The organism is Ectorhizobium quercum (assembly GCF_026552795.1).
Classification (GTDB): domain Bacteria; phylum Pseudomonadota; class Alphaproteobacteria; order Rhizobiales; family Rhizobiaceae; genus Ectorhizobium; species Ectorhizobium quercum.
On sequence record NZ_JANFPI010000002.1, the window covers coordinates 513821 to 538823 of the forward strand.

General features: G+C 63.8%; 25 protein-coding genes. 13 read left to right on the plus strand and 12 right to left on the minus strand.

All coding sequences use genetic code 11. The annotated features are described in order from the left end of the window. Nucleotides 1–449: 449 nt before the first annotated feature. Together NOF55_RS07095 and NOF55_RS07100 are read left to right on the plus strand one after the other, a co-directional pair. Nucleotides 450–791, plus strand: a complete 342-nt coding sequence (locus tag NOF55_RS07095; RefSeq protein ID WP_306410641.1) for a hypothetical protein — start codon at nt 450–452, stop codon at nt 789–791. A gap of 213 nt (nt 792–1004) precedes the next feature. Next, nucleotides 1005–1376 carry a hypothetical protein gene (locus tag NOF55_RS07100; RefSeq protein WP_306410642.1) on the plus strand — a complete coding sequence of 124 codons (372 nt, stop codon included), beginning with the start codon at nt 1005–1007 and terminating at the stop codon, nt 1374–1376. A 76-nt stretch (nt 1377–1452) separates the two neighbouring features. Here NOF55_RS07100 and NOF55_RS07105 read toward each other — a convergent pair whose 3' ends face one another. Further along, nucleotides 1453–2043 (minus strand): GNAT family N-acetyltransferase, encoded by a 591-nt coding sequence (locus NOF55_RS07105; protein WP_306410643.1) that lies wholly within the window; start codon nt 2041–2043, stop codon nt 1453–1455. 87 nt (nt 2044–2130) lie between these two features. Then, nucleotides 2131–3264 (minus strand): ornithine/lysine decarboxylase, encoded by a 1134-nt coding sequence (odc2, locus tag NOF55_RS07110; RefSeq protein ID WP_306410644.1) that lies wholly within the window; start codon nt 3262–3264, stop codon nt 2131–2133. A gap of 526 nt (nt 3265–3790) precedes the next feature. Here odc2 and NOF55_RS07115 point away from each other — a divergent pair. The 3 genes from NOF55_RS07115 (at nt 3791) to NOF55_RS07125 (ending at nt 6484) form a co-directional block, all read left to right on the plus strand. Further along, on the plus strand, nt 3791–4690 hold the full coding sequence (locus tag NOF55_RS07115; RefSeq protein WP_306410645.1) for a LysR family transcriptional regulator: 900 nt from the start codon (nt 3791–3793) through the stop codon (nt 4688–4690). 133 nt (nt 4691–4823) lie between these two features. After that, the gene (locus NOF55_RS07120; protein ID WP_306410646.1) at nt 4824–5459 is read left to right on the plus strand and encodes a DUF1007 family protein; all 636 of its coding nucleotides are present in this window, start codon (nt 4824–4826) and stop codon (nt 5457–5459) included. After that, nucleotides 5453–6484 carry a nickel/cobalt transporter gene (locus NOF55_RS07125; RefSeq protein WP_306410647.1) on the plus strand — a complete coding sequence of 344 codons (1032 nt, stop codon included), beginning with the start codon at nt 5453–5455 and terminating at the stop codon, nt 6482–6484. The genes NOF55_RS07120 and NOF55_RS07125 overlap by 7 nt, the downstream gene beginning before the upstream one ends. Here the strand turns inward: NOF55_RS07125 and NOF55_RS07130 are convergent. From NOF55_RS07130 to NOF55_RS07140, 3 genes are all read right to left on the minus strand, one after another. Continuing rightward, nucleotides 6475–7155 (minus strand): GNAT family N-acetyltransferase, encoded by a 681-nt coding sequence (locus NOF55_RS07130; protein ID WP_306410648.1) that lies wholly within the window; start codon nt 7153–7155, stop codon nt 6475–6477. The genes NOF55_RS07125 and NOF55_RS07130 overlap by 10 nt on opposite strands. A 72-nt stretch (nt 7156–7227) precedes the next feature. Continuing rightward, nucleotides 7228–7932: a tellurite resistance TerB family protein gene (locus NOF55_RS07135; RefSeq protein ID WP_306410649.1), complete on the minus strand. Its 705-nt coding sequence runs from the start codon at nt 7930–7932 to the stop codon at nt 7228–7230. A gap of 79 nt (nt 7933–8011) precedes the next feature. Then, entirely contained in the window at nt 8012–8647 is a 636-nt protein-coding gene (locus NOF55_RS07140; protein WP_306410650.1) for a 2-dehydro-3-deoxy-phosphogluconate aldolase, read from the minus strand. A 117-nt stretch (nt 8648–8764) separates the two neighbouring features. On the opposite strand from NOF55_RS07140, the gene NOF55_RS07145 reads away from it, so the two are divergent. The 4 genes from NOF55_RS07145 to NOF55_RS07160 all read left to right on the plus strand — a co-directional run bounded on the left by NOF55_RS07145 (nt 8765) and on the right by NOF55_RS07160 (nt 11409). Continuing rightward, complete coding sequence (locus NOF55_RS07145) at nt 8765–9253, plus strand: CYTH domain-containing protein (RefSeq protein WP_306410651.1); 489 nt, start codon at nt 8765–8767, stop codon at nt 9251–9253. Further along, entirely contained in the window at nt 9237–10139 is a 903-nt protein-coding gene (locus NOF55_RS07150) for a CHAD domain-containing protein (protein ID WP_306410652.1), read from the plus strand. The genes NOF55_RS07145 and NOF55_RS07150 overlap by 17 nt, the downstream gene beginning before the upstream one ends. Nucleotides 10140–10217: 78 nt before the next feature. Further along, entirely contained in the window at nt 10218–11162 is a 945-nt protein-coding gene (gene trhO / locus NOF55_RS07155; protein ID WP_306410653.1) for an oxygen-dependent tRNA uridine(34) hydroxylase TrhO, read from the plus strand. Between the two features lie 10 nt (nt 11163–11172). Beyond that, nucleotides 11173–11409, plus strand: a complete 237-nt coding sequence (locus NOF55_RS07160; RefSeq protein ID WP_306410654.1) for a hypothetical protein — start codon at nt 11173–11175, stop codon at nt 11407–11409. A gap of 321 nt (nt 11410–11730) precedes the next feature. Here the strand turns inward: NOF55_RS07160 and NOF55_RS07165 are convergent, their stop codons facing one another. The 6 genes from NOF55_RS07165 to NOF55_RS07190 all read right to left on the minus strand — a co-directional run bounded on the left by NOF55_RS07165 (nt 11731) and on the right by NOF55_RS07190 (nt 18954). After that, nucleotides 11731–12510: a MetQ/NlpA family ABC transporter substrate-binding protein gene (locus NOF55_RS07165; RefSeq protein ID WP_306410655.1), complete on the minus strand. Its 780-nt coding sequence runs from the start codon at nt 12508–12510 to the stop codon at nt 11731–11733. 127 nt (nt 12511–12637) lie between these two features. Continuing rightward, nucleotides 12638–13306, minus strand: a complete 669-nt coding sequence (locus NOF55_RS07170; RefSeq protein ID WP_306410656.1) for a methionine ABC transporter permease — start codon at nt 13304–13306, stop codon at nt 12638–12640. Beyond that, nucleotides 13296–14339 (minus strand): methionine ABC transporter ATP-binding protein, encoded by a 1044-nt coding sequence (locus NOF55_RS07175; protein ID WP_306410951.1) that lies wholly within the window; start codon nt 14337–14339, stop codon nt 13296–13298. The genes NOF55_RS07170 and NOF55_RS07175 overlap by 11 nt, the downstream gene beginning before the upstream one ends. A gap of 361 nt (nt 14340–14700) precedes the next feature. Beyond that, nucleotides 14701–16074: a GH1 family beta-glucosidase gene (locus tag NOF55_RS07180; RefSeq protein ID WP_306410657.1), complete on the minus strand. Its 1374-nt coding sequence runs from the start codon at nt 16072–16074 to the stop codon at nt 14701–14703. A 93-nt stretch (nt 16075–16167) separates the two neighbouring features. Beyond that, nucleotides 16168–17763, minus strand: a complete 1596-nt coding sequence (locus NOF55_RS07185; protein WP_370868939.1) for a DHA2 family efflux MFS transporter permease subunit — start codon at nt 17761–17763, stop codon at nt 16168–16170. Between the two features lie 12 nt (nt 17764–17775). Beyond that, the gene (locus NOF55_RS07190) at nt 17776–18954 is read right to left on the minus strand and encodes an HlyD family secretion protein (RefSeq protein WP_306410658.1); all 1179 of its coding nucleotides are present in this window, start codon (nt 18952–18954) and stop codon (nt 17776–17778) included. Between the two features lie 146 nt (nt 18955–19100). Here NOF55_RS07190 and NOF55_RS07195 point away from each other — a divergent pair, with 146 nt between their 5' ends. The 4 genes from NOF55_RS07195 (at nt 19101) to lysS (ending at nt 23874) form a co-directional block, all read left to right on the plus strand. Further along, nucleotides 19101–19781, plus strand: a complete 681-nt coding sequence (locus NOF55_RS07195) for a TetR/AcrR family transcriptional regulator (protein WP_306410659.1) — start codon at nt 19101–19103, stop codon at nt 19779–19781. A gap of 104 nt (nt 19782–19885) precedes the next feature. Continuing rightward, nucleotides 19886–20635, plus strand: coding sequence for a TerC family protein (locus NOF55_RS07200; RefSeq protein ID WP_306410660.1), 750 nt, complete (start codon nt 19886–19888; stop codon nt 20633–20635). Between the two features lie 267 nt (nt 20636–20902). After that, nucleotides 20903–22357, plus strand: a complete 1455-nt coding sequence (gene gltX, locus NOF55_RS07205; RefSeq protein WP_306410661.1) for a glutamate--tRNA ligase — start codon at nt 20903–20905, stop codon at nt 22355–22357. 23 nt (nt 22358–22380) lie between these two features. Then, nucleotides 22381–23874 carry a lysine--tRNA ligase gene (gene lysS, locus NOF55_RS07210; protein WP_306410662.1) on the plus strand — a complete coding sequence of 498 codons (1494 nt, stop codon included), beginning with the start codon at nt 22381–22383 and terminating at the stop codon, nt 23872–23874. A 223-nt stretch (nt 23875–24097) separates the two neighbouring features. Here lysS and NOF55_RS07215 read toward each other — a convergent pair whose 3' ends face one another. Continuing rightward, a complete protein-coding gene (locus NOF55_RS07215; RefSeq protein ID WP_306410663.1) occupies nt 24098–24820 on the minus strand; it encodes a hypothetical protein in 723 nt (240 codons plus the stop codon). Nucleotides 24821–25003: the final 183 nt, after the last annotated feature.

Genomic DNA, 25003 nt, shown 5'->3' on the forward strand with positions numbered 1-25003 from the left:
CGATAGATCAGGGAAGGTACGTGCAATCACGACATCAGTGCGACGACCCGAAAGGTTCCATGCTATTCATCTTTGACGGAGTGAGCGTCAAGAGCAATAAGACCACTTGCACGTTGAGCAACGTGACCAATTCTGGAAACGTTTATCATTTCAACGAGAGCTGCTCCTATTACCATCACTCGTGGAGTATCCTCCCGACGACTGTCACGGAATACAAGACCAGGATGGAAATCTTGAAAAAGAGGGAATTCCTGTTGAAACGTGAGAACGAAAGTCTGGAGTTCAATGATCAGTACCGATGGTGCGCGCCGGAATAAGTTGTGGACCTCTGGGCCGCACGGAATGGCGTCCGTGGCGCCGTGGCCGCCATGAGCCGGACGCAGACCCCGCCTTGCCTTCACGCTGAACCAGCAAAAATATTATTTCACGCAATATCGATGAGCAGAAACATGAAAACCTATTTCTTACTATTGGGCCTGTGTCTGACGCTAAGTGGTTGTGGCAGCCTATTTAAAATGTCGGAGGCTTCCCACGAAAGAGAAGTGGCAAGACTGAACCTCATCGGTTCAAGCTTCGAAACCGCAAAGGCTAAAGCGACACGAGCAGGATTTCAGTGCGGTGGTGGCGAAAACCGCGATCTTGGGAAGAATGCCATTCAATGCTACAAAAAATCTCCGGAGTTGCTATGCCCTCAGCGGCGGTTCTTGTTTATTCGAGCGGACGCGAATAACGGCAAAGTCATCAGCGTTGGCACTCGTGTCGTCGACAATCACTGCCTCGGCGCTGCATAGGCTGCGCGGATTCTTTGAAATCGGGTGAGTGGCGGGTTGCGTTGAATTCAAGGCTGGCAGCCTTCGGTTTGTACTTTAGCTGAGAAATTGCAATGCCCGCCTTACAACGTCCTCTTTGGGCCACAAGCGGTCGTCGCCAGTGTGACACGCCAATGGCCGCCTCCTCGCCTTCGCCTCGGAAGGCGGCGATTGCGGCGTGGTGGATATAAGCGCATGGAAGAGAGAACGGATGTCATGAGCGGTCTTTACGTCATCGCCTCGAAGAAACTCCAGCGCCATCTCGTCCAGCGGCGACAAGGCTACGGCGAACATGAGGTCGGGGATGGCCGTTTCTACGTCCGTGAGAACTATTGCTCCCGCACACTGGCGCAAAGGGAAGACCGGCGAATTCGACTTCTACCACCGCTCATCGAAGATCTCCGATCCGTTCGAGACGATCTGGAGGCCACGTTTTTCGCGCTCGATCAAAGGAACAGAGAAACCATCAAGGAAGCGTTGGTCCGCGGGATCGGCCTGCCCGCAAGCCGCTCTGCGGAATTGTGGGTTCTCGTCGATGAAGACCGACGGCTCGCCTCCGCTTTCTGAACCCCGCCGAGCACGGACGCGCAAAGGCCCTGCCCGGTTTCCGGGAAGGGCTTGAAAATGAAGGCGGGTAAAAGAATCACGCCGCCCTGCGCCGCTCCGACACTGTGAGCTTGCGACCGCTTGCCACGATCATGCCCGCCGCGCCGTCGAGCCAGCCTTCCTTCAACTCCAGCGCCAGGAAGCGCTCGCGTGCCGTCGGGCCGGGCATCATCAGGAGCTTCGTCTTCTCCGCGAAGAAGCCGAAGCGCTCGTAATAGGGCGCGTCGCCGACGAGCAGGATCGCACCGTGACCGCGATCATGGGCGCGGGCGATCGCCGCGCGCATCAGTGCGCCGCCGATGCCCTTGCCCTCATGGGCCGGATCGACCGCGAGCGGACCCAGCAGCAGGGCGTCCACCGGCGTGCCGGCGGGCGTGACGCCGGCCTCGACATTCCAGAGGCGGACGGTGCCGATCACATGCCCGCCGGAATCGCGCGCCACCAGCGCCAGGCCATCGGCCGGCAGCCGGCTGCGGCGCAGCTTTTCCGACGACTTCGCCCGGCGGTCCGGCCCCATCGCCACATCGAGCAGCGTTTCGCGCGCAACGACATCGCCGGCATTCTCGTCGTCGACGATGAAGGCGGCAGGCGTGAAAAAAGCGCGAACATTGTTAAAAACAGTGGCCATCGGAGCCTCCCGTTTCCAAATGCCGTCAGCACGGCAACCAATAATCAGGGGTGAAAGGCCCGCCCCGGCACGAAGCCGGGCCAGGCATCAGATCACGTAGGACTTCAGCGGCTCGAAACCGTTGAAGGCAACGGCCGAATAGGTCGTCGTATAGGCGCCCGTGCCTTCGATCAGAACCTCGTCGCCGATGCTCAGGGAAACCGGCAGCGGATACATGTTCTTCTCATACATCACGTCGGCGGAATCGCAGGTCGGACCGGCCAGCACGCAAGGTTCCATCGCGTCGGCGTCGCGCTCGGTACGGATCGGATAGCGGATCGCCTCGTCCATCGTCTCGGCCAGACCGCCGAACTTGCCGATGTCGAGATAGACCCAGCGGTGGTTGTCGTTGTCCGACTTCTTCGAGACGAGCACGACTTCCGCCTTGATCACGCCGGCATTGCCGACCATGCCGCGGCCCGGCTCGATGATCGTGCGCGGGATCGCGTTGCCGAAATGCTTGCGCAGCGCCGAGAAGATCGCCTGACCGTAGGCTTCCGCCGTCGGGATGTCGCGGAGATACTTCGTCGGGAAGCCGCCGCCCATGTTGACCATCTTCAGATGGATGCCCTGCTTGGCGAGCTGCGCGAAGACGCGCTTGGCGTCGGACAGAGCCGAATCCCAGGCATCGACCTTCAGCATCTGCGAGCCGACGTGGAACGACACGCCGTAGGATTCCAGGCCGAGCTGGTGGGCGTAGACGAGCACGTCGACGGCCATCTGCGGCACGCAGCCGAACTTGCGCGACAGCGGCCATTCGGCGCCTTCGCCATCCGTCAGAACGCGGCAGAACACGCGGGCGCCGGGAGCGGCGCGGGCCACCTTTTCCACTTCCTCATGGCTGTCGACCGCGAAGAGGCCGACGCCGAGGGCGTGGGCACGCGCGATATCGCGCTCCTTCTTGATCGTGTTGCCGTAGGAGATGCGGTCGGCGGTTGCACCCGCATCGAGCGCCATCTGGATTTCGGCGACCGAGGCGCAATCGAAGCTGGAGCCGAGGCCGGCCAGCAGCGACAGGATTTCCGGTGCCGGATTGGCCTTGACGGCATAGTAGATCGAGCTGTCCGGCAGGGCGTGACGGAAAGCGGAATAGTTGTCGCGAACCACGTCGAGATCCACGACAAGGCACGGGCCTTCCGGACGACGGGTCTTGATGAAGTCGAGAATGCGGGCGGTCGTCATGGTGTTCTTCCCTCACAGGTTCCAATGCCGGCGAAACCGGAACGATAAGGGCTTTCCATGCGTAGCATCGTACCGGCCGGTGGATGAAACCGGTCCGAGAACGCCTGGTCAGCGATAAGTGGAACGACACCCCTTCAGGGATGGAATTCCGCCTTGTCTGCCATGAGATTGGAGGGAGAACCCGACCGCACTTCCGGCAATGATGGTGTGCCTCTTCAGTGACCCCGGCTGGTGGAAAGCCGGAAGAGAACCAGAAAGGCCCGCACCGTCGTTGCTTCAAGATGTCCTCGCATTTTCCGGTTGGCCGGAATAGCGACTGGAGGGGTTAATTCCAGGTACCTTACCGATGACCTCACCTAATCGAGGGTCGGCGGACACCCACAGGCACGTGCGACTTTGGGCAGAACGGGAGATAAGGATGTTCGCCGTCATAATCAAGAACTTTTTGCCGTGCGCGCTCAAAAAATCCGTTGAACGAACACCCTTCGCCGTTCGATAAGGGAAAACAACAGGGAGAAACGCAAGAATGGACACGCTGACCCGCATTCGGGCCTTCATCGACGTCGTGGAGGCCGAAGGCTTTTCGGCGGCGGCGCGCAAGACCGGGCGCTCGAAAGCCCTGCTTTCCAAATATGTGCGCGAGCTGGAGGACGATCTGGGCGCGCTGCTGCTCAACCGCACCACCCGCCAGTTCTCGCTGACGGAGGCCGGCCATACCTATTACCGCACCGCCTCCGACATCCTCAAGGAGATCGACAATCTGGCCGACCTCGTGCGTGAGAACAACACCGACCTCAAGGGCCGGCTCAAGATCTCCGTGCCGCGCACCTTCGTGGATGCCGATGTCGGCCAGTCGCTGATCGACTTCGCCAAGGCGCACCCGGACCTGTCGCTCGACATCCTCGCAGACGACCGCTTCGTGGACCTGATCGAGGAAGGGTTCGATCTTGCCATCCGTGTCACGCGGCTGGAGGATTCCGGCATGATCGCCCGCAAGCTCGCCCCCTTCCGCACCCATATCTGCGCCACGCCGCATTTCATTGCCATTCACGGCCCGTTCAGCCACCCGCAGGACCTTTCGAACGTGCCGGCGCTGATCGACAAGAACGCCCGCAACTACAACACGATCCGCTTCGTGGACAAGGACGGCAGCGCGTTCTCCGTCGGCGTCAGCGGCCCGCTCGAGGTCAACAGCCCGCAATCGACGCTGCGCGGCGCGCTGGCCGGCCTCGGCTTCGCCGCCCTGCCGGATTTCGTCGCCCAGCCGCATCTCCGCTCCGGCGCGCTGGTCGCGCTGTTCGACGACTATATCCCCGAAGACCGGGGCATCTACGCCGTTTATCCGCACCGGCGCTATCTGCCGGCCAAGGTCCGCAGCCTCGTGGACTATCTGCACAACTGGTTCCGCACCAACCAGCCGGCCTGAGGGCGGCCGCCATCGCCGCGCTTTGACAGACGGGACGGCCTTGCGCATCCTGCAACCGGTCTTCCGGCCCTGATTCTGCCGGATTTTCCGCCCAGACAGAGATGAAGAACCGCCGCCCGGCAGGAAAGCCTTTATGAAAAAAGCACTGTTTCTGGCTCTCGCCGTCGCCTTTCCCTCGCTGGCACATGCCCACCCGCATGTGTTCGCGGAAGCGCGCCTCGAGGCGATCTCCGACGATCAGGGCAATATTTCCGAACTGCGCAACGTCTGGCGCTTCGACGAGGTGTTTTCCTCCAGCGTCCTGATGGATTTCGACAGCAACAGGAACCTCAAGCTCGACCCGGACGAAGCGGCGGTTGTCGGCCAGACGGTGAAGGACTCTCTGGCTGAATACGGCTACTACATGAACATCGCCGCCGACGGGAAAGAGGTGAAGATCACCCCCCCGGATGTGATCAACGTGCTTTATCAGGACGGCAAGCTCCTGATGTTCTTCATCCTCAAGCCCGAGGAACCGCTGCCCGTGAAGGGCAGGATCACCCTCGGCGTCTGGGACCCGACCTTCTACACCTCGATCGACTTCGTGCATGACGAGGACATGGCGACCGAGGGCAAGGCCGTTTCCGCCTGCAAGCGCACCGTGCTCCGGCCCGATCCCGACGAAGTGCTGGCCCAGAACCAGGACAAGCTGACGGCCGCCTTCTTCGACGACCCCGCCGGCACGAACATGTCCAAGCTCTTTGCCGTTCAGCTGGAGCTTTCGTGCTGAGAGCCGGTCGCACTGCCGCGCTTGCGGCACTGGTTCTGGTGTTCGGCGCAGGTCTTGCGGCCGCGCAATCCTCGCTCGGCATCGGCGCCGCCGAACCGTCCTTCAGGACGAACGGCCTCTTCGGCCCGTTCCTCGCCTTCGTGAACCGGGAGCAGCAAGGCTTCTACCGCGCGCTCACCGGCGCGCTTTCGGCCATGCGCCAGGACCCGTGGCAGCTCTGGAGCCTCGCCGGCCTCTCCTTCGCCTACGGCATCTTTCACGCCGCCGGGCCCGGCCACGGCAAGGCGGTCATATCCTCCTACATGATCGCCAACGAAACGCAGCTGCGGCGCGGCGTCGCGATCTCCTTCCTCTCGGCGATGATGCAGGGCCTGATGGCGATCGTGCTGGTCGGCGTCGCCTATCTCGTGCTGCGCGGCACGTCCGTCTCGCTGACGATGGCGACCCAGGCGATGGAACGCGCCAGCTTCGCCCTCGTCGCGCTGTTCGGCCTCTGGCTACTGTACGGCAAGGTCAGATCGCTCAACCTGCGACCAGCGGCAACGGATTCGCTGTTCGACGGCACGATGGCCCGCGGCAACCGGACCGGGCTCGATTTCCGGGCCGAACCCTGCGGCGGGCGTGCGCGCCCCGGCCCGGACGGCATATGCGCCGATTGCGGCATGACGCACATGCCGGACCCCGCCATGCTGAAATCCGAGCGTTTCAGCATCAGGGAAGCCTGGTCGGCCATCCTCGCTGTCGGTCTTCGCCCCTGCTCGGGCGCGATCCTCGTCGTCAGCTTTTCGCTGCTCAACGGTCTTTATCTCGGCGGCATCCTGTCGGTTCTCGCCATCTCGCTCGGCACCGCGATCACCGTCTCCATCCTTGCCTCACTCGCCGTCGGCGCGAAGGATGTCGCCTTGCGCTTCACCCGGCCGGGCTCGAAGACGGCGGGCAGGCTGCGCGCCGCAATCGAAATCGGCGGCGCCCTGTTCATCGTCTTCGTCGGCGTGACGCTGCTGGCGGCCTCGCTTCAGTCCTGAGCCGCCCTGATCTCCTCCAGCCTGCGCACCTGCCTGCCGTCCGCATCGAAATTGCCGGGCGCCAGCCATGCCTCGAAGGCGGCCCTGACGGCCGGCCATTCGCCGTCGATGATCGAGAACCACGCCGTGTCGCGGTTCTGCCGCTTGGACAGCATGTGCTGGCGGAAAAGCCCCTCATGGGTGAAGCCGTAGCGGCGGGCCGCGGCCTTGCTCGCCTCGTTGCCGTTATGGCACTTCCATTCGTAGCGGCGATAGCCGAGATCGTCGAAGATGTGCCCCGCCATCAGGTAATGCGCCTCGGTTGAGAGCGGCGAGCGGGCCATTGCCGGGCCGTGCGCGACGCCGCCGACCTCCACCACGCCGTTGGCCGGATCGGCGCGCATATAGCTCGCCATGCCGACGACCTTGCCTGTCGCGTTGTCGCGAAAAACGTGGACCAGCCAGTTGCTCTTCGTGCGGCACTTCTCCAGCCAGGCATCGAAATCTCCGATGCCGCCGAAATCGTCATTGGTGAAATAGGTCAGCAGCGGATTGATGCCCATGCCGCCCAGCCCGTCCCAGAGAGCGGACAGGTGCTGCTCCCGGTCATACGGCTCGACCGTGACGAACCGGCCCCTGAGCGTTACGGGTCGCGGCGCGGGGCACCCCTTGAATTCCGACAGATCGCGCATGTTCCCTCTCGATGCCTGTGCTTTCGAGAAGGAATAGGCCGGCTGTCCCGCAAAGACAACCGGCCCGTTCGTTCAGGCCTTGTGTGCGGAAACCGTCGCCTCGATGTGGTCGACCAGCGCATCGTCCAGCGCCAGACGGCCGGCGAGAAGATCGAGATAGCCGCGCTCGGCCCGGCTGTCCGGGTCGATGGCGAGCCGTGAGGCGGTGTAGAGTTCCACCTTCTGCTCCTCGGTTCTGGCCGCGCCGACCAGCGCGTCGATATCCGTGGGCGAGGCCAGTTCTTCCGCCAGGAAGGCTTCCGCCTCGCCGCCGAGTCCGGCCAGATTGCCGCGCTCGACGATGCGGGCGCGCTCGGCTTCATCGATATGACCGTCTGCCTTGGCGGCCGCGATCATGGCGCGCACCAGAACCAGGACGAAATCATTGGAAAGGACGTCCGGTTCGAAGCCGGACTGGGCCGGAGGTGGCGCAAGAACGAGCGGCTCCGATGCCGGCGCAGCCGGTTCGGCCGCACCCGGCGCCTTGCCCTGCTGGTAATTCCTGTAGGCCTGATAGCCGAGGCCGGCGATGGCGGCGAGCCCCCCGACCACGGCGACATTGCCGGCCAGCTTGCGGCCGGTCTTGGTGCCGAGCAGCGCGGCGGCGATCGCCCCCGTCGCCAGCGGATTGCCCTTGGCGAGCTTCACGGCGCCGTCCGCCTTGTCGCGGACGGTTCCGGTGGTTCCCGGCACCTGCGATCCCAGCAGTTGGTCAAGAAGCTTTTTGGCGTCGAACATCGTGCGGCTCTCCTTCGTCGTCGCGTTGCAAGGCAACACATAGGAAGGACCGCCGGCCGAAAAAAGGCTGACGCCGCGATTATCTGAGCGCGGCGGCCTCGCTCGCCAGCTTGGTGATCGCGTCCCAGTCGCCGGCAGCGACGAGATCCTTCGGCGCGACCCAGGAGCCGCCCACGCACACAACGTTGGGAAGCGACAGGTAATCCCCGGCATTCCTGAGCGAAATGCCGCCGGTCGGGCAGAACTTCATGTCGGCGATCGGCGAGGAGATGGCCTTGAGGAAGGCAGCGCCCCCCGACTGCTCGGCGGGGAAGAACTTGACGATGCCGAGACCCGCTTCGCGCGCGGCCATGATTTCGCTGGCCGTCGAGGTGCCCGGCAGATAGGGCACGCCGCTGGTCCGGGCGGCGGCGAACAGGGCCGGCGTCGCGCCGGGGCTGACGATGAACCTGGCGCCGGCCTCGACCGCCGCCTGATAATCGTCGGGCGAAAGGATCGTGCCGGCACCGACGAGCGTATCCGGCGACTGCTCGGAAATGGCGCGGATCGCATCGAGCGCGACCGCCGTGCGCAGCGTCACCTCGATGGCCTTCAGTCCGCCTGCCGCCAGCGCCCGGGCGAGCGGCACCGCATCCTCGACCCGCTCGATGATCAGCACCGGCATCACCGGCTGGCTCTTGAGAATGGAAAGCAGGGTTCCGGTCGTGTCGCTCATGAAATCTCGCCTCGGTTTAAAACGATTGAATTAGCGCATGAATAGGCCGACTGGCTGTCATTGTCGAGACAAAAGCGTAACCTATAAGCGGACCTGCGGCCATATGGACGGGAAGCGATGCCGACTGAAATAGAGCGAAAATTCCTCGTGACCGACGCGAGCTGGCGGAACGCCGTCATATCCCGGTCGTCGCTGACGCAGGCCTATCTGATGCGCGGCGACGACCGGTCTGTGCGCATCAGGATAGAGAACGGAGAAAGCGCCAGGCTTTGCGTCAAGGTCGGCGCCTCGGCCCTGGTGCGGGCGGAGTTCGAATACCCGGTTCCCCTGGCGGACGCCCGCGAGATGGTCGCCCTCGCCACGGGAATCGTCATCGAGAAAACCCGCCACCGCGTCCATTTTCAGGGCTATCTCTGGGAAATCGATGCCTATCACGGCGTCTATGAGGGTCTGACCGTGGCCGAGGTCGAACTGGAAAGCGTCGACGACCATCCGCCGCTTCCCGCATGGGCGGGGCTGGAAGTCACCGGCGATCGGCGCTATTCCAATGCCAACCTTTCCACTGCCGATCTTTCCGGGGAACTCCGACATGGCCCTTCGTCTTGACCCGGCCACCCTTTCGGGCGCACGGCTGCGGTCCGGGGCGCGAGAAGCCTTCGAGAACGCCGTCGCCCTTCTGAGCGGCCAGCCCGAGGGACCGCACCACGCCGTGCATGAAACCCGCAAGACGCTGAAGCGGATGCGGGCGCTCTACCGGCTCGTCGCCCATCGCAACAAGGCCGATCTCTCCCGCGAGAATGCCCGCCTGCGCGACATCGCCCGCCGTCTGGCACGCGGACGCGAGGCCGCCGCACTGGCCGAAACCGCCCGCTGGCTGGTGGCACAGGCCCGCAGCGCCGACGAAACGGCGCTTTTGACCCGCACCGCGGCTGCGCTCGAGGCACGCCGCGACAGCCTGACCGGACAGGACACGGAAGCGGACATCGCCGCTGCCATCGAGGCCCTCGCCGGGGCCATCGAGGGCACCGCCGTCCTTTCCCTCCCCGACAGCCGGAAGAAGACGGCCCGCCTGATCGCCCGCAACTGGCAGCGCGCCATGCAGAAGGGCCGACGGGCCCTTTCGCCGCTGACCGTCGATTCGCCGGCGGAGGCCTTTCACGAACTGCGCAAGGCGACCCAGACCGCCAACGCCTATCATACCCTGCTGAAGCCGCTCTGGCCGCAAGCCCTGACGGCGCGGCAGGACAGGCTGCGCGACCTCATCGACACGCTCGGGCGTGAAAACGATCTGGCCGGCATCGTGCTGTTGATGGAAAAGGAGCCGCAGCATTTCGGCGAGGCCATCGAACAGGTCATCCAGCAGCGGGTTCTCGCCCGCCGGCGGGAAGCCTTGCGCCTGTCGGCGCTCCAGCAGGCCGCGAAGGTTTTCGCCGCCGATCCGAAAGAGGACGCCGAACCGATCGAAATCCTCTGGAACGGGCTCGGCAACTGACAGTCCGGCGGCGCGCAAACCGTGCGCCGGCAAGGGATTCCGATTGCGGAAAGCCCCGCAAAGCGGTATTTCCCGGCCATGACCGATAGCACAGCCCTTCCCCGCCCCGAAACGCACGGCGCCTTCCTCGTCGCCGCGCTCTACCACTTCGCCGCCTTTCCGGGCCATGCGGCGCTGCGCGAGCCGCTCCAGGCGCTCTGCGACGAAAACGGCGTGAAGGGTACGCTGCTGCTCGCCCGGGAGGGCATCAACGGCACCATCGCCGGACCGGATGCCGGCATCCGCCGGGTCCTCGCCTTCCTGCGCGCACAGCCGGAATTCGCAGGCCTGGAACACAAGGAAAGCCACGCCTCGAAAATGCCCTTCCTGCGCATGAAGGTGCGGCTGAAGAAGGAAATCGTCACGATGGGCGTCGAGGACATCGACCCCAACAAGGTCGTCGGCACCTATCTCGATCCGCGCGCGTGGAACGAACTGATCTCCGACCCGGACACGATCCTGATCGACACCCGCAACGATTACGAAACCGCCATCGGCCTCTTCAGGGGCGCGGTCGATCCGAACATCAAGACCTTCCGCGAATTTCCGGACTGGGTGCGCAACAATCCCGGCCTGCACAACAAGCCGAAGATCGCCATGTACTGCACCGGCGGCATCCGCTGCGAGAAGGCCACCGCCTTCATGAAGCAGGAAGGCTTCGACGAGGTCTACCATCTCAAGGGCGGCATCCTGAAATATCTGGAGGAAATGCCGGAAGAGGAAAGCCTGTGGGAAGGCGCCTGCTTCGTCTTCGACGAGCGCGTGTCGATCACCCACGGCCTGAAGGAAGGCGAGCACACGCTCTGCCACGCCTGCCGCTATCCGCTGACGGAGGAAGACCGCCGCTCGCCGCTTTTCGAGGAAGGCGTATCCTGCCCGCATTGCCAAGGCACCCATTCCGCCGCCGACCTGGAACGCTACCGCCAGCGCCAGAAGCAGATCGAACTGGCAAAGCAGCGCGGCACCCGCCACATCGGCAGTTGAGGCGTTTCCGATGTCGGAGGTCCGCAACGAGCAGAAGAAGCTTCTCGCCAATGCGCTCGACCGGGCCTCGACAGCCTGCTTCACGGTCGGGATCGCGACACCCGTTGCCGGCTTCCTCTACAATATCGGCAATTTCGGCAGCGCAATTTCGGGTGTCCGCCTCACCGTCGGCATCGCAGTCTGGCTTTTTTCGGCGATTGCATTACATTTGATGGCAAGACGTGTTCTGAAAGGGCTGATGCCATGAGCACTTGGACGCTCGCATTCGTCGTCACACCGCTGGTCGTCGTCGCGCTCGGCTACATCGCCGTTCGCCTCGAGGAACGCCACGACGACAAGACGCTTCATCCCGGAGAGTGAAGAAGCGGATTTTCCCATGAAAAAACCCGCCTTTCGGCGGGTTCGGACTGCTGACAATCGGCGCATCGCTCTCTTTCGTCATGGTCGGGCTTGACCCGACCATCCACCACGTCGCCTGCGGCGTGGAGCCTCGGGGCTCAAGCCCCGAGGGTGACGAAAGAGAGGGTTGATCAATGCGCAAACACGCCGTTCGGCGCGTGTCCGGATCTTACCAGGCCGGAACGACGGCGCCCTTGAACTGGTCGAGAATATAGGCCTTCACTTCCGGGCTATGATAGGACTCGACCAGCGTCTTCACCCACGGCTTGTCCTTGTCTTCCGAACGCACGGCGATGACGTTGATGTACGGCGCCTTCTCGCCTTCGACAAACAGCGGGTCCTTGGACGGGTCGAGGCCGGCTTCCAGCGCGTAGTTGGTGTTGATGACGGCAGCCGTCACGTCGTCGAGGGAGCGCGGAAGCTGGGCCGCGTCGAGTTCGACGAATTCGAACTTCTTCGGGTTCTCGACGATATCCGCGACCGTGACGCGCAGACCAGCGCCTTCGCGCAGCTTGATCAGGCCCTTGTCCGCGACGATCAGCAGGGCGCGGCCGCCATTGGTCGGGTCGTTCGGGATGGCGATCTTCGCGCCTTCCTGCAATTCGTCGACCGACTTGGCCGTCTTCGAATAGACGCCCATCGGGAAGTTGACGGTCTGGGCGACGCTTTCCAGCTTGAAGCCGCGGTCAGCGACCTGGTTGTCGAGATAGGGCTGGTGCTGGAAGGAGTTCACGTCCAGTTCGCCGTCGTTCAGCGCCTGGTTCGGCACCACGTAATCGGAGAATTCGAGCACGTCGAGATCGAGGCCCTTGGTCTTGGCCACTTCCTTGACCTTCTCGATGATCTGGGCGTGCGGGCCCGGCGTCACGCCGATCTTCAGCGTTTCGGCGAAGGCGCCGGACGCGCCGGCCAGCAGGGAAAGCGCTGCTGCAAACAGGATTTTCTTCATGGACGTTTCCTCATATCCGATCATGGTCGATCTTTGAAAACCGCTGCCGGAAGACCATCCGCCGGCAGGTATTCTCTTGTTGGCTCGGGGCGGCCTGTCTCTCGACGGCCCCTTCCCCGGACGGCATTCAGTTCTTGCGGCTGCGCTTGTCGAAATGCCGGGCCAGCCGGTCGCCTGCCGTCTGAACGGCCTGCACCAGAAAGATCAGCACCACCACAACGGCCAGCATCACCTCCGGCATGAAGCGCTGGTAGCCGTAGCGGATGCCGAGGTCGCCGAGACCGCCGCCGCCCACCGCGCCGACCATCGCCGAATAGCCGATCAGGCTGACGATGGTCAGCGTCAGGCCGAGCGTCAGCCCGGGCCGGGCTTCGGCCAGCAGAACCTTGCGAACGATCTGGAACGGCGTCGCCCCCATCGCCCGGGCGGCCTCGATCAGCCCCTTGTCCACCTCGCGGATAGACCCCTCGACCAGCCGGGCGAAGAACGGGATCGTCGCGATGGTCAGCGGCACGATCGCCGCGGACGTGCCGATGGACGTACCGGCCACCATCCGCGTGAACGGAATGATCGCCACCACGAGAATGATGAAGGGCGTCGAGCGCGTCGCGTTGACGATCAGGCCGACGATGCGGTTCGTGAGCGGCGCCTCGAAAAGCTCGCCCTTGCCGCTGGTCGCGAGAAAGATGCCGATGGGAAGGCCGATCAGCGAGCCGATGATGCCGGAGACCAGCACCATGTGCAGCGTCTGCCAGAGCGCCTTTCCGAGAAGGCCGAGAAGCATGTCAAACGCCATAGCCGAGCACCTCCGTGGCCAGACCGGTTCGCGCATAGAAGCGCGCCGCCCGTTCGAGCGTCTCCGCATCGGCGGGATAGGAGACGACCAGCGAGCCGAAGGGCTCGCCGGCGATCTCGTCGATCGCGCCGGCCAGAATGTTCACGTCCGGCCCGATCTCGGCGACCAGCCGCGCCGTCAGGGGCTGGAAGGCGGTCTTGCCGAAGAAGATCAGGCGCACGAGGGCCCTGTCGCCCGCCGCCGGCGACGGCTTGAGATCCGAACTGATCCAGTCCGGCAGCTTCGCGCCCATCGAGGCGGCGGCGAGAAGACTGCGCGTCGTCTCGTGCTGAGGGCGCGTGAAGACGTCGAAGGTCCGGCCCCGCTCCACGATGCGGCCGCCGTCGATGACGGCAACATCGCTCGCGACGGTCTTCACCACTTCCATTTCGTGGGTGATGAGCAGGACGGTCAGGCCGAGGTCGGCATTGATACGCCTCAAGAGTTCGAGGATCGACTGCGTGGTTTCCGGGTCGAGGGCGGAGGTCGCCTCGTCCGACAGAAGCAGCTTCGGGTCCGTCGCCAGCGCGCGGGCAATGCCGACGCGCTGCTTCTGCCCGCCGGAAAGCTCCGCCGGATAGCGCTCTGCCTTGTCGGAAAGCCCGACGAGATCGAGCAGCGGCAGCACCTTGCCGCGGATGGCGGCGGAACTGATCCCCGCAATCTCCAGCGGCAGCGCGACGTTTTCGAAGGCAGTGCGCGAGGAAAGCAGGTTGAAGTGCTGGAAGATCATCCCGACCTCGCGGCGCAGCGCCCTGAGACCGGCGGCATCGAGCGCGGCGACGTCGACGCCATCGACGAACACCTTACCGCTCGTCGGCGTTTCCAGCCCGTTCACCAGACGGATCAGCGTGGACTTGCCGGCACCGGAGCGTCCGATGATGCCGGCGATCGCGCCGCGCGGCACGGTGTAGTCGATATCCTCAAGGGCGGTGAAGGCGGGCCGTGCGCCGGAGCCGGCGAAGATCTTGCCGGCGGCCTCAAAACGCACCATCGGGCGCGTGGCCGTGGTTTCAGTGGAAGGATTGGCGTGCGACACGGATGGCGACACGTTCATATCGCCCCCTTTGCCGCCACGGGCGTTACGCGGGACTGTTCGATCATCGGGAATACTCTGAAAGGAAATGGGCGTCTGTCCGCCCGCAAAACGGGTGGCGGTTCAATCAATGTGCAAGGCGGCACATTCGCATCGAAAGAACACAACCGGTCATATCTTCAACCCGTCACATAGGGCCTGGAGAGGCCGTAGACAATTTAAAGTGTTATCGCTTTATCCCGGAAACGACCTGCGTTTCCGAGATATAATTTTCCAATATCACGACATTTCCGGGAATTTCAATCCTGAAACGGCCCGGTTATCCCGGCTGGCGGCCGGTGCGCGGAAACGCGCCGGCAAGCGCGCCGTACCATCTGCCGCTCTTCTTGATCGTCCGCACCTGCGTGTCGTAATCGACATGGACAAGGCCGAAGCGCATCCTGTAGCCCTCCGACCATTCGAAATTGTCCATCAGGCTCCACGCGAAATAGCCCCGCAGCGGATGACCGGCGGCAATCGCGTCCGCTGCCGCATCGAGGTGTTGCGCGTAATAATCGAGGCGCGGCTGGTCATCGACCTCGCCGTTCTCGACGCCCGTGTTGTAGCAGGCGCCGTTCTCGGTGATGTAAAGTTCCGGCAGGTCGTAGCGGCTGTAGAGTTCGCCGATCAGCTCGGTCAGCGCCGCGGGATAAACCTCCCAGCCGATATCCGTGACCACGTCGGACACGAAGGGCGCCTCCTTCACCGCCGGGAACACGGCGTCCGGCGCCGGATCGTGGCGCACGCGCATCGGCGTGTAATAGTTCAGCCCCCACCAGTCCATTGGCCGGCTGATCACGGCCATGTCGTCCGCCTCGATCTTCGGCATGCGGCTGCCGAAGGCCTGCATGAAGCTTTCGGGATAGGCCCCCTTCAGATAGGGCTCGAAGAACACGCCATTGTTGAAGGCAAAGGCCCGCTCGGCGGCGGCCCTGTCTTCGGCGCTGCCCGTTGCCGGCACCACCCGGTGGGCGTTGAGCACGATGCCCGCCGGCACGTTCGGCGCTTCCGAACGGATCGCCTCCAGGCCGAGCCCGTGGGCGAAGTTGGTGGTGTGCAGCGCATGCAGCGCCGCATCCATGTTGCGCTCGCCCGGCGCATGAAGGCCGTGGAGATGGCTGAGCCAGACAGAGCACCACGGCTCGTTGAACGTCGCGACCGCGTCCAGACGGTCACCGAGACGCGACATCACCGTACGGGCATAGCGCTGGAACGCATAGGCCGTCGACCGCGCCGTCCAGCCGCCGTCGCCGGCGAGCAGCAGCGGCAGATCCCAGTGATAGAGCGTCGCGAAGGTCCTGATGCCCCGCGCCTTGCAGCCGTCCACCAGCCGGTCGTAGAAATCGAGCCCCTTTTCGTTGAGCGGGCCGGTTCCGTCGGGAAAGATGCGGGGCCAGGCGATGGAGAACCGGTAGGCCGAAACGCCGAGGTCGCGGATCAGGTCGAGGTCGTCCTCGAGGCGGTTGTAGTGGTCGCACGCGACATCGCCGTTGTGGCCTTCGAAAACGCGGCCCGGCATGTTGGCGAAGGCATCCCAGATCGACGGCTTGCGGCCATCGGTCCGCGAGGCCCCCTCGATCTGGAAGGCGGCGGTGGCGACACCGAACATGAAATCGTCCGGAAAACGGTCGGCAAGCTTGTGCGGCTCAATCATGAATCGTCTCTCAAAGCGTTTTGGAAAGCGCTACAACGTTTCAGATCGGGAAGCCAAGCCCAAAATCACCCCGCCTCAGGCGTTTTCACAGGGTCAGTGGGCGTCGCCGCCCACCTTTTGTCCGGCAGGACGCTTCACCATGACCGTCATCAGCGACAATCCGATGAACAGCGCGGTAAGCAGCAGGAAGACATCGCTGAACGCCATGACCGTCGCTTGCTGGCTCACCACGCCGGCGAGTTTCCCGAGCGCGACGGAGGCGCCGTCGAGACCGTGGGCGTCGTAGTTCGCCCCGACGCTGGCGAGCCAGTCGAGCGCCGCCGGATTGCTCCAGTCGAGCTTTTCCGCCAGGCGCAGGTGATGCTCGTCTGTGCGGATCGTCAACAGCGTGTTGACGACGGCAAGCCCCACCGCGCCGCCGAGGTTGCGCGTCAGGTTGTAGAGTCCCGAGGCGTTCTTCATGCGCTCTGGCGGCAGGGTGCCGAGCGCGATGTTGTTGATCGGCACCATCAGCATCATCAGGCAGGTGCCGCGCAGGATCTGCGGCCACAGCAATTCGTAGAAATCCCAGTCGGCGGTCAGTCCCGTCACCATCCATGTGCCGGCGCCGAAGCCGGCGAACCCGATCAGCATCATGACGCGCGGATCGAGCGCGCTGGCCATCCGCCCGGCAATCGGCGCCATGACGAACATCGACAGGCCGGAGACGAACATCGTCTCGCCGATCATCAGCGAATCATAGCCGCGGATGCGCGCCAGATAGAGCGGATAGAGATAGGTGAGCCCGTAGAGCCCGATGCCCATGACGAAGGAAAACAGCGAGCCGATGGCGAAATTCCGGTTGGCGAAGGCGCGCAGGTCGACGACCGGCAGTTCGACCCGGAACGCCCGCCAGAAGAACACGACCGCGCCGATGACCATGACCACCGTGCCGATGACGATATGCTCGTCCTGGAACCAGTCCTTGTTGTTGCCTTCCTCCAGAACGTATTCCAGCGTTCCGAGGAAGACCGCCATCGAGGCCAGCCCCGACCAGTCGAATTTCTTCAAAAGTCCCGGCTCGGGCCGGTCGAAATCGATCAGCGTCCAGGTCAGCGCCGTGACGATGATTCCCGGGATGACGTTGACGAGGAACAGCCAGTGCCAGGAAAAGGCGTGGCTGAGATAACCGCCGATGGTCGGCCCGATGGTCGGCGCAAGCGTGGCGACGAGGCCGATCATCGGAGAGACGATATTGCGCTTCGACGGTGGAAAGATGGTGAAGGCCGCCGCGAACACCGAGGGGATCATGCCGCCGCCGATGAAGCCCTGAAGCGCGCGGTAGACGATCATCTGCTCGATGTTGGTCGCGGTGGCGGCCAGCGCCGAGGCCAGGGTGAAGCCCGCCGCCGACATCGCGAACAGCACGCGCGTAGACAGAATGCGCGCCAGCACGCCCGAAAGCGGGATCATGATGACCTCCGCGATCAGGTAGGCGGTCTGCACCCACGGAATTTCGTCCGAACTGGCCGACAGGCCGGCCTGGATCTCCGAAAGCGACGCGGAAACGATCTGGATGTCGAGGATCGCCATGAACATGCCGAAGACCATCGCCAGGAAGGCGATGACGCGGCGGGGTTCCATGCGGTCTCCGGCGGAAGCCGGCTTCGCCTGCGAGGCGAGCGGCGGCGCGGCGGTGCTGGCGCTCATGACGCAGGGTCCTCAGTTCGCAGCCGCGACCTTCGACGGCGCCGTGCGTATGTCGACATCGACGACCGTGGACAGGCCGGCGCGCAGCCATCCCTCGCCGAGCGCCTCCTTGGGCAGGGCGATCCGCACGGGAACGCGCTGGACGATCTTGGTGAAATTGCCCGTGGCGTTTTCCGCCGGCAGCATGGAGAAGACCGAGCCGGAGGCCGGCGCGATCGATTCGACCGTGCCTTCGAATTCCCTGTCCCCGGCCGCATCGACATGGATGCGCACCTTGGCGCCGGGCGCGATCCTCTCGAGCTGCGTTTCCTTGAAATTGGCGTCGATATAAAGCGCGTCGGTCGGCACCAGCGCGGCGAGGCGCTTGCCTGCCGCCACATAATCGCCGGTCTGCACCGCGAAATTGCCGGCAATCCCGTCATAGGGCGCGCGCAGCACGGTGAATTCCAGATCGCGGTTCGCCTTTTCGAGGCTGATGTTGAGCGTCACCAGCGTGCTTTCGGCTTCCTTGCGCTGTGTTTCCAGCAGACGGATATTGGCGTCGGCGGCAGACACCGCCGCCTCGCCGGCCGCGAGATTGGCCTTCGCCTGATCGAAGGCGATCCGCGCATTGTCGCGCGAGGCCGTCGTGCCGACATCCTTCGCCTGGAGCGACTCGGCACGGTCGCGGTTGATCAGTGCGCCGCGCACCGCAGCGTCGAGCGCGAGTTTCTGGGCACTGGCCTGCGCCAGCGACGCCTTCGCGCCGACGATCTGGGCGTCGATGCGCTCCAGCGCAAGTTTTTCGGTGGCAATCGCCGCCTCGGCCTCTCGAACCGCAAGGCGATAGTCGCCGTCGTCCAGCGTCACCAGCGGATCGCCGGCCTTGACGAACTGGTTCTCGGTCGCATCGACCTTCGCCACGTAACCGGAGACCTTCGGCGCGATGACCGCGATATCGCCCGCCACATAGGCATCGTCGGTGGAGACGAGAAAGCGGCCGTCCTTCCACCAGTCATAGGCGTACCATCCGCCCGCGCCGGCGAGAGCGAGCACAACCAGCACCAGAGCGGGATTCGGCCGCTTCCGTGCCCTGGCAGGGGCAGAAGCGGGGGCCGCTGGCGGGGCCGCTGGTTTCGCCACATCCGCAGTTTGCTTGCCGACAACCGTATCGTTGGCGTCGGGCGCCACCCTTTCAGCGACATCCGTCATGTCATCACACCGTGAAACGAATAGAATTTGATTGAACTGAACCGTTCGGTTCGATTGTCGTTGACATAGACCGTTTCCTGACGCATATCAAGTACCAATCGAACTGAACGGTTCGATTTGGATGATCGACAGGAGCGAAAGAGACGATGGGCGGCGAAGACCAGAGGCACAGCGGGGGCGCGAACCCCTGCCCCGCGCATGGCAGCCGCTTTGCCGCCGGCGAGGACCCCGTCAAGCGCGAGAAGATTCTCGACGGCGCGCGCACGGTCTTCATGGCGCAGGGCTTCGACGCCGCCAGCATGAACGACATCGTGCGCGAGGCAGGCGTCTCCAAGGGCACGATCTACGTCTACTTCGAGAACAAGGAACAGCTTTTCGGCGCGCTGATCGCCCGCGAACGGGATCGCTTCGCCACCGAAATGCGCAAGGCCGTCGCGCGATACGACCATGTCGAGGAAGCGCTCGATCATTACGGCAGGGCGCTGACCGCCCATATGTGCGGCAAGGGCACGATCTGCGCGATGCGAAACGTGATCGCCGTCGCCGGCCGCATGCCGGGCCTGACGCGCGGCTTCTTCCGCTCCGCCCCGGCCACCATCCGCACCGTCCTGAAGGAAATGATCGACCGCGAGGTGAAGAACGGCCGGCTGGTGGCCGAGGACACTGACCTCGCCGCCCGCCAGTTCATCGACCTCGCCACCGGCACCTTCCTCAAGTTCCGCCTGTTCGGCGAAATGCCCGAGCCGCCCACTCCGGAAGAGATCGCCTACACCACCGGCGAGGCCGTGAAGACCTTCATGGCCCGCTACGGCACCGGGCCGGCCTGACCGCCGTTCAATTACGATAACATTTTCGTTACCGCCTTGCGGCGGTGCCGTAGCGATATACATGAGCCGGGGTAAGAAACACACAGGAAGGTTTTCCTCCCCCCATGCAGGACATTGTGCCTCTGCTTTCCGATCCGTCTGCCTGGATTGCCCTCGTGACGCTCATCGTCATGGAAGTCGTCCTCGGTATCGACAACCTCATCTTCATCTCCATTCTCACCAACAAGCTGCCCGCGCACCAGCGCGAGAAGGCCCGCCGGATCGGCATCGGCCTGGCGCTGGTCATGCGCCTTGCGCTGCTCGGCACGGTCGCCTGGATCGTCCAGCTCACGACACCGGTGTTCACCCTCTTCGATCACCCCTTCTCGTGGAAGGACATGATCCTGATTGCCGGCGGCCTCTTCCTCGTCTGGAAAGCCACGCGGGAAATCCATCACAACGTCGATCCCGTCGACCACAAGGAAGACATGGTGGGCGGCCCGGTCGTGCAGAGCTTTGCCGCCGCCATCGGCCAGATCCTGCTGCTCGACCTCGTCTTTTCCGTGGACAGCATCATCACCGCCGTCGGCATGACGCCGCATCTGCCGATCATGGTCGTCGCGGTCGTCGTGGCCGTCACCGTCATGCTTCTGGCGGCGACCCCGCTTGCCAACTTCATCGAGAAGAACCCCACCATCGTCATGCTGGCGCTGGCCTTCCTCTTGATGATCGGCATGACTCTGATCGCCGAAGGCATGGGCTTCCACGTCCCCAAGGGCTACATCTACGCCGCCATGACCTTCTCGGCACTGGTCGAGGCGCTCAACATGCTGGCGCGGCGCAAGCGCCAGAAGGACAGGGCTGCCGGGCACTGAGACCGCCAGCCCTTTCGGTTCAAGCACCGGATGACAAGGCCCCCGCCTCGCGCGGGGGCCTTCTTGCGTCGGCCGGCAGCGGATGAAATGCACGGTTCTTCTTGACGTCCGGGGGCGAATGTGGCCTAAGCCTTGCCCGAATGGAAGGCCGTTTCCGCGGCGGGCCACGCCTTCTCGTGCCCGGCCTTTTCCACCCGAAATCGCCCCGAATGCCCGTCGCCCGCACGGGTGAGACATCGGGATATGGATCATGGATCGAGAATTCGAATGAGCACTTCCGGCGTTCGCGTCCGCATTGCCCCCTCCCCGACCGGCGAGCCGCATGTCGGCACGGCCTATATCGCCCTGTTCAACTACCTGTTTGCCAAAAAGCACGGTGGCACCTTCATCCTGCGCATCGAGGATACCGACGCCACGCGCTCGACGCCGGAATTCGAGCAGAAGGTTCTGGAAGCGCTGAAATGGTGCGGCCTGGAATGGTCGGAAGGTCCGGATGTCGGCGGCCCGCACGGTCCGTACCGCCAGTCCGACCGCAAGGCCATGTACTGGCCCTATGCGCAGGAACTGCTCGACAAGGGCCACGCCTTCCGCTGCTTCTGCACGCCGGAGCGGCTGGATGAGATGCGCGAGGCGCAGCGCGCCGCCGGCAAGCCGCCGGGCTATGACGGCCATTGCCTCAACCTCAAGGCCGAGGAAGTGGAAGCCCGCGTCGCCGCCGGCGAACCCTCCGTCGTGCGCATGAAGATCCCCACGGAAGGCTCGTGCGATTTCCATGACGGCGTCTACGGCGATGTGTCGATCCCGTGGGAATCCGTCGACATGCAGGTCCTGATCAAGGCCGACGGCATGCCGACCTATCACATGGCCAACGTCATCGACGACCATCTGATGCAGATCACCCACGTCGCGCGCGGCGAGGAATGGCTGGCCTCCGTGCCGAAGCACATCCTGCTCTACCGCTACTTCGGCTGGCAGGAACCGGTGTTCATGCACCTGTCGCTGATGCGCAACGCCGACAAGTCGAAGCTTTCCAAACGCAAGAACCCGACCTCGATCTCCTATTATTCGGCGCTCGGCTACCTGCCGGAAGCGCTGATGAACTTCCTCGGCCTGTTCTTCATCCAGATCGCCGAGGGCGAGGAAATGCTGACGATGGACGAACTTGCCGAAAAGTTCGACCCGGACAATCTTTCCAAGGCCGGCGCGATCTTCGACATCCAGAAGCTCGACTGGCTGAACGGCCGCTGGCTGCGCGAGAAGCTGAGCCCGGAGGAATTCCTGGCCCGCATCGTCGGCTGGGCCTCCGAGAACGACCGCCTGACGGAAGGCCTGAAACTGGCCCAGAGCCGCATTTCCAAGCTCGGCGAGCTGCCGCAGCTCGCCGGCTTCCTGCTGGCGAGCGACGTGGGCGTGAAACCGGAAAGCTTCGCGGGCCTGAAAACCTCGCCGGCAGAGACGCTGGAAATCCTCCAGACGGTTTCCGCCGATCTTGAAAAGATCCTCGAATGGAACGTCGAGACCATCGAGGCGGAACTGCGCGCCATTTCCGACCGTCTCGGCAAGAAGCTGCGCGTCGTCACGCCGCCGCTCTTCATCGCCGTGTCGGGCGCGTCGCGCTCGCTGCCGCTGTTCGACTCGATGGCGCTGCTCGGCCGCTCCGTGGTGCGCCAGCGCCTGAAGGTGGCCACCGCCGCGGCCGCTACGCTCGCCGGCGCGAACTGACAACCGGATAGGGAAAGACAAAGATGACCGAAAAGACTGAAAGCCCCCTGTCGTCCGACGCCTCGGAAGTCCGCGCCCAGAAGCTGAAGATCCTGCGCGACAAGATCGGCGACGTCTATCCCGCCCACTTCCACCGCACGGCGACGAATGCGGAACTGGCCGAAAAATATGCCGATCTCGCACCCGACACCGAAACGCAGGACGAGGTGACGGTGGCCGGCCGCGTCTATTCCGCGCGCAATTCCGGCATGTTCATCGACCTGCGCGACGCCTCCGGCAAGATCCAGATCTTCAGCCACAAGGACACGACGCCGGAAGAGGCCCGCGAGCTTCTGCCGCTGATCGACCTCGGCGACATCATCGGCGTCACCGGCAAGGTGCGCCGCACCAAGCGCGGCGAGCTGACGATCAACGCCGAAAAGATCACCATGCTGACGAAGACGCTGCTGCCCATGCCGGAGAAATGGCATGGCGTTTCCGACGTGGAAATCCGCTATCGCAAGCGTCACCTCGACATCATGACGAACGAGGAATCGAAGCTCCGCTTCCTCCAGCGCTCGAAGATCGTTTCCGGCGTGCGCCGCTTCATGGAAGGCGAAGGCTTCCTCGAAGTGGAAACCCCGATGCTCCAGACGGTCTATGGCGGCGCCACCGCAGATCCGTTCAAGACCTATCACAACACTCTGAAGATGGATATGTACCTGCGCATCGCGCCGGAACTGTTCCTGAAGCGCACGCTGGTGTCCGGCCTCACCGACAAGGTGTTCGAGATTAACCGCAACTTCCGCAACGAAGGCGTTTCCACCCGGCACAACCCCGAATTCACCATGATGGAGTGCTATTGGGCCTATGCCGACTACGAGGACATCATGGGCCTCGTGGAACGCCTGCTCGAAAGCCTAGCGCTTGCGCTCCACGGCACGACGGACGTGACCTTCGGCGACAAGACGCTCTCCTTCAAGGGACCGTTCAGGCGCGTTCCGATGCCCGATGCGGTGAAGGAAGCGACCGGCATCGACTTCCTCGCGATCAAGACCGACGAGGAAGCCCGCGCGGCTGCGAAGGCCGCCGGCTTCGCGGTGGAAAAGGACTGGACCTGGGGCGAATGCCTGGCCTTCATCTTCGAGGAAAAGGTGGAAGCCACGCTGATCCAGCCGAGCCACGTCACCCATTTCCCGAAGGACATCTCGCCCTTCGCCAAGGAGGTGCCGGGCGAGCCGCGCCTCGTGGAACGCTTCGAAAGCTATTGCAACGCCTGGGAAATCGCCAACGCCTTTTCCGAACTCAACGACCCCGAGGAGCAGCGCCGCCGCATGGTGGAACAGCTCGAACAGGCCCATGCCCGCGGCGAGAAGGACAAGCAGCTCGACGACGAGTTCCTCGACGCCATCGACCAGGGCATGCCGCCCGCCGGCGGCCTCGGCGTCGGCATCGACCGCCTGATCATGCTGCTGACCAACGCCCCGTCGATCCGCGACGTCATCCTCTTCCCGGCCCGCCGAAACAAGGCGGACTGAGGCTCATCCGAGGCGAGAAGGCGAGGGCTTGCCACCGCCTCAAACTGCTGACAAAGAACGCATCGCTCTCTTTCGTCATGGTCGGGCTTGACCCGACCATCCACCGCGGCGCCTACGGCATGGAGCCTTGGGGCTCGAGCCCGAGGGTTACGAAGGAGAGGGTTTGCAAAAATACTGAGGCGGAGGCTCGGCCCCCCGCCCTCTTCTTTCGAAGCACCGGCAATCAGTGGATCGGCACGTTTCCGGCGAAGGCGTGCTCGCTGACGGCTGCGGTGCCGTGACCGCTGGCGGGCGCATCGAGGCTCGATGTTTCGCCATGCCCGGTGACGGGGGCCGTTACGGCCGGGACATCGCCCTTCGGCCCGCCCGCCGGGTTGCCGCAAAGGTCACGGGTCGTAATGGAGGCGGCAAGCGCCTTCACGTCCTCTTCCAGCATGTCCACCCGCTGGCCATAGAACAGCCCGTCAGGTCCTGCGGTTCCGTCGACGAAACGCGCCGAAAACGCCGAAGCGTCCGCATCCCTCGGAAATCGTGCCGGGTTGGAGATCAGCATCACATTCGCGCCGATGGCGCGGCCGCGAAGCTCTGCGCGCATGGTCGGCCCCTTGGTGTCCAGTACCGCGACCTGAACCAGATCGGGCTTTTCGTTGTCCCGAATGGCCAGCGCCACGCGCATGGCCGTGCGGGCGCGATCCGGGCCATTGGTGCCGTCGACGGAAATATATTTCCTAATCCACAGACGGCCGGCCTCGTGAATGACCTCGGTCTGCACGTCGAGGCAGGCCACACCGTTCGGGTGAACGGCCCGCGCTTCCTCGTAGGCCGTCACCTTGTCGGCGAAGATATAGAGAACGGCCCCGCCGCTGGCGCCCAGCAGGAGCAGGACGCCGGTCGTGATCAGGACGGCCTTCTTCGAAAAACGGATCTTCTTCAAAAGCCCCTTCATGCCGAGCACTCCGGCATAGCCAACTCCCCGTTACGCAAAACAGAGTCCAGAATGTCCGAAACCCATTGAGGAATGCTTAAGCCGACCGGACGGCGTTTGCAGAGGCCGCCTGCCGCGACGCCGCGCCTTTCCGCCACCCTTATTGCAAATAATTCGCAATAGCGTTGACAGCGCGCAGGAAAT

What these genes read in the sequence shown, in the direction of transcription:
- NOF55_RS07130 (WP_306410648.1), bottom strand. Translation starts at nt 7,155, where the DNA reads ATGCGCGATCTGTCGGAATTCAAGGGGTGCCCCGCGCCGCGACCCGTA.
- NOF55_RS07115 (WP_306410645.1), top strand. Translation starts at nt 3,791, where the DNA reads ATGGACACGCTGACCCGCATTCGGGCCTTCATCGACGTCGTGGAGGCC.
- NOF55_RS07135 (WP_306410649.1), bottom strand. Translation starts at nt 7,932, where the DNA reads ATGTTCGACGCCAAAAAGCTTCTTGACCAACTGCTGGGATCGCAGGTG.
- gltX (WP_306410661.1), top strand. Translation starts at nt 20,903, where the DNA reads ATGAGCACTTCCGGCGTTCGCGTCCGCATTGCCCCCTCCCCGACCGGC.
- NOF55_RS07105 (WP_306410643.1), bottom strand. Translation starts at nt 2,043, where the DNA reads ATGGCCACTGTTTTTAACAATGTTCGCGCTTTTTTCACGCCTGCCGCC.
- NOF55_RS07120 (WP_306410646.1), top strand. Translation starts at nt 4,824, where the DNA reads ATGAAAAAAGCACTGTTTCTGGCTCTCGCCGTCGCCTTTCCCTCGCTG.
- NOF55_RS07180 (WP_306410657.1), bottom strand. Translation starts at nt 16,074, where the DNA reads ATGATTGAGCCGCACAAGCTTGCCGACCGTTTTCCGGACGATTTCATG.
- lysS (WP_306410662.1), top strand. Translation starts at nt 22,381, where the DNA reads ATGACCGAAAAGACTGAAAGCCCCCTGTCGTCCGACGCCTCGGAAGTC.
- NOF55_RS07145 (WP_306410651.1), top strand. Translation starts at nt 8,765, where the DNA reads ATGCCGACTGAAATAGAGCGAAAATTCCTCGTGACCGACGCGAGCTGG.
- odc2 (WP_306410644.1), bottom strand. Translation starts at nt 3,264, where the DNA reads ATGACGACCGCCCGCATTCTCGACTTCATCAAGACCCGTCGTCCGGAA.
- NOF55_RS07100 (WP_306410642.1), top strand. Translation starts at nt 1,005, where the DNA reads ATGGAAGAGAGAACGGATGTCATGAGCGGTCTTTACGTCATCGCCTCG.
- NOF55_RS07095 (WP_306410641.1), top strand. Translation starts at nt 450, where the DNA reads ATGAAAACCTATTTCTTACTATTGGGCCTGTGTCTGACGCTAAGTGGT.
- NOF55_RS07190 (WP_306410658.1), bottom strand. Translation starts at nt 18,954, where the DNA reads ATGACGGATGTCGCTGAAAGGGTGGCGCCCGACGCCAACGATACGGTT.
- NOF55_RS07160 (WP_306410654.1), top strand. Translation starts at nt 11,173, where the DNA reads ATGTCGGAGGTCCGCAACGAGCAGAAGAAGCTTCTCGCCAATGCGCTC.
- NOF55_RS07195 (WP_306410659.1), top strand. Translation starts at nt 19,101, where the DNA reads ATGGGCGGCGAAGACCAGAGGCACAGCGGGGGCGCGAACCCCTGCCCC.
- NOF55_RS07150 (WP_306410652.1), top strand. Translation starts at nt 9,237, where the DNA reads ATGGCCCTTCGTCTTGACCCGGCCACCCTTTCGGGCGCACGGCTGCGG.
- trhO (WP_306410653.1), top strand. Translation starts at nt 10,218, where the DNA reads ATGACCGATAGCACAGCCCTTCCCCGCCCCGAAACGCACGGCGCCTTC.
- NOF55_RS07170 (WP_306410656.1), bottom strand. Translation starts at nt 13,306, where the DNA reads ATGGCGTTTGACATGCTTCTCGGCCTTCTCGGAAAGGCGCTCTGGCAG.
- NOF55_RS07185 (WP_370868939.1), bottom strand. Translation starts at nt 17,763, where the DNA reads ATGAGCGCCAGCACCGCCGCGCCGCCGCTCGCCTCGCAGGCGAAGCCG.
- NOF55_RS07175 (WP_306410951.1), bottom strand. Translation starts at nt 14,339, where the DNA reads ATGGTGCGTTTTGAGGCCGCCGGCAAGATCTTCGCCGGCTCCGGCGCA.
- NOF55_RS07200 (WP_306410660.1), top strand. Translation starts at nt 19,886, where the DNA reads ATGCAGGACATTGTGCCTCTGCTTTCCGATCCGTCTGCCTGGATTGCC.
- NOF55_RS07140 (WP_306410650.1), bottom strand. Translation starts at nt 8,647, where the DNA reads ATGAGCGACACGACCGGAACCCTGCTTTCCATTCTCAAGAGCCAGCCG.
- NOF55_RS07215 (WP_306410663.1), bottom strand. Translation starts at nt 24,820, where the DNA reads ATGAAGGGGCTTTTGAAGAAGATCCGTTTTTCGAAGAAGGCCGTCCTG.
- NOF55_RS07165 (WP_306410655.1), bottom strand. Translation starts at nt 12,510, where the DNA reads ATGAAGAAAATCCTGTTTGCAGCAGCGCTTTCCCTGCTGGCCGGCGCG.